A 2,100-nucleotide genomic window follows, 5' to 3' on the forward strand; every position below is an offset into this window, starting at 1 on the left:
GCATGACACGGTCGAAGCCAATGTTTTAAGTGAATTCAAAGTCGAGGAACACCGCATCACTCATCTGGATCGTGTCAGTGAGATGCGGGCGAATGATCACCTCACCGTCGGCGTGACCCAGCATGTGAAGGTCGGCACCGGTCAGTTCGTTGAAGCGGGCTCGGAGATTCATTACCACGCCGGCGACAAGGTCGTGATCGAGGGTGGCATGGAACTGACGGCGAAGGCTGGCGGCAGTTTCGTCAAGGTCGACGCGGGTGGTGTGACAATCAGTGGTGCCGAGGTGAAGGCCAATACCGGCGGTGCGCCGGGTGTGGGTTCCGGAGTTGCGATTCTGGCGCCATTGATTCCTTTACCGGCCTCCAGCGATAAAAGCGGAAACCTGCTCGCCCGCAAGGAAGTATTGGAAGCCATCGAATACGACATGGATTTCATCATCACGGATCAGAACAGCGGTTTGCCCTTGCGCAACTTTCCCTATGTGATCAAAACCACTTCGGGTCAGAACCTCGTCGGGCGAACGGATGAGCATGGCAAGACGCGCAAGATCAGCAGCCTCGAAGCCGAGACCGCGACAATCGAAGTCTACGATGACGTCCCTCCCCTCAATCCACATTGGGATGCCTGACGTGGCAAAGAACCAACCGCTGGCCACCAGCAAAGCCGTGCTGACGCCCACGACCGTGCAAAAGTCTGCTGCGCTGCCGGTGGACGACAGTGCACGCCTGAAAGAGATCCGGGCACTGGTCGCCAAGAACAATCAATCGTCGATCGATGACGACACCATCATTTGCCAGATTTACATGGAGTCTCGTTTTGATGCCAAAGCCGAATCAAGCGAAAGCACGGCGCGGGGACTGATGCAGTTATTGAAGGGGGCTGTTCGGGAGTTGTACAGAATAGAAGATCTGAGCAAGCCCAGAGCAGAGCGTTCGCCGGAAACAAAACTGTATCTTGAGGCCGACAAATTCCATGACAGCCCCGGTTTTCTGGATGAAGCCACCAACATTCGTGCTGGCACCCGATATCTGGAATTGCTGATTCAACGCCAGAAAAAAAACGGCGCAGCCGATCCGATTGCTGAAGCGTACAAAAAGTATCGCGGCAGGACTGACGGCCGGTACTACACCAAAATCAAGGCCTGTGCAGACAAGCTGCGTGCAGCGCCCAATTCAATGCAGGTATTGAGAGATATGGCCAAGTGAAGGGTCTTCTTACAGGCTTGATTATCGGACTGGTGAGTCTGCAGGTGTCGGCTGCCGAGCTCAAATTTTCCACCGTAACCCGCTGCGATCTCTCCAGTGCTGAAAGTGCGGTTTCGCTACTCAGTGGCCATCCCATTCTCGACTCGCATGTTTACAAGATCCGCCAGTCACAGAAAACGAACTATCTGTACGAAGACTCGGACGCTTCCAGAGGCAGCAACGTTCATTGGCAATGCGTCAATCTGACAAAAGATGTGAACGCACTCCTGATTTCGGGAGAGTTCACCTCGAACTACCTGCAAGGTGCGCTGTTTTACTTCGATGGAGACAGCGCGCAGGTAGAACGCCTGAACTTTGCCGAGAGAAATCGGCCCGGCTGGATCCTGCTGACTCAGCAAGGACCTCAGGTCATTTTCGAGAACAAGGGGAACGAAAGCTCTCACAAGTTCTTGAGCTACGGTAGAAATGACGCTTTTCTGGAAATCGACGAGCTTCCGGTGCCCGACCCTGCCAAGGGAGAAACGCTGACAGAACTTGAGCCCTGATGCTTCGGTACAAGTCGGGCTGTCTGGACTGATCCGATGGGTGAGTCGACTCTGACGGCCCCGATTTCACTGAGTCAAATGCCCGTTCTAAGGGAATACCCTACGCCCCTGAAGGGCATTTGCGGGTTGTACGAGCCCGGCTAATCCTGCACCATCCGTCCCTTGCTTATTCAATGGACGGAAATAAAGGCATGCTGGACGCCAACGCTACCCACATTACCCTCACGCTCGAAGGCGCTTCGGCCGACCTGCAAGTCCTCAGCTTCACCGGTCGCGAAGCCCTCAACGAGCCGTTCCGTTTCGACCTCGAACTGGTCAGCGCCCGTCCCGACCTCAACCTTGAAGAACTC

General features: G+C 55.0%; 2 protein-coding genes and 2 pseudogenes. All 4 read left to right on the top strand.

Annotation, left to right across the window (positions count from 1 at the left end; all coding sequences use genetic code 11):
- Positions 1-628 (top strand): annotated as a pseudogene (locus ACTJK9_RS29515) (type VI secretion system tip protein VgrG); the annotation flags it as partial.
- Complete coding sequence (locus ACTJK9_RS29520; RefSeq protein WP_236188427.1) at positions 621-1,205, top strand: lytic transglycosylase domain-containing protein; 585 nt, start codon at positions 621-623, stop codon at positions 1,203-1,205. The pseudogene ACTJK9_RS29515 and the gene ACTJK9_RS29520, both read left to right, overlap by 8 nt.
- Positions 1,202-1,750 carry a hypothetical protein gene (locus tag ACTJK9_RS29525; protein WP_064596419.1) on the top strand — a complete coding sequence of 183 codons (549 nt, stop codon included), beginning with the start codon at positions 1,202-1,204 and terminating at the stop codon, positions 1,748-1,750. The genes ACTJK9_RS29520 and ACTJK9_RS29525 overlap by 4 nt, the downstream gene beginning before the upstream one ends.
- 191 nt (positions 1,751-1,941) lie before the next feature.
- Positions 1,942-2,100, top strand: a pseudogene (locus ACTJK9_RS29530) (type VI secretion system tip protein TssI/VgrG); the annotation flags it as partial.

This window comes from Pseudomonas sp. 22082 (assembly GCF_052046055.1).
Classification (GTDB): domain Bacteria; phylum Pseudomonadota; class Gammaproteobacteria; order Pseudomonadales; family Pseudomonadaceae; genus Aquipseudomonas; species Aquipseudomonas pharyngis.

What these genes read in the sequence shown, in the direction of transcription:
- ACTJK9_RS29520 (WP_236188427.1), top strand. Translation starts at nt 621, where the DNA reads ATGCCTGACGTGGCAAAGAACCAACCGCTGGCCACCAGCAAAGCCGTG.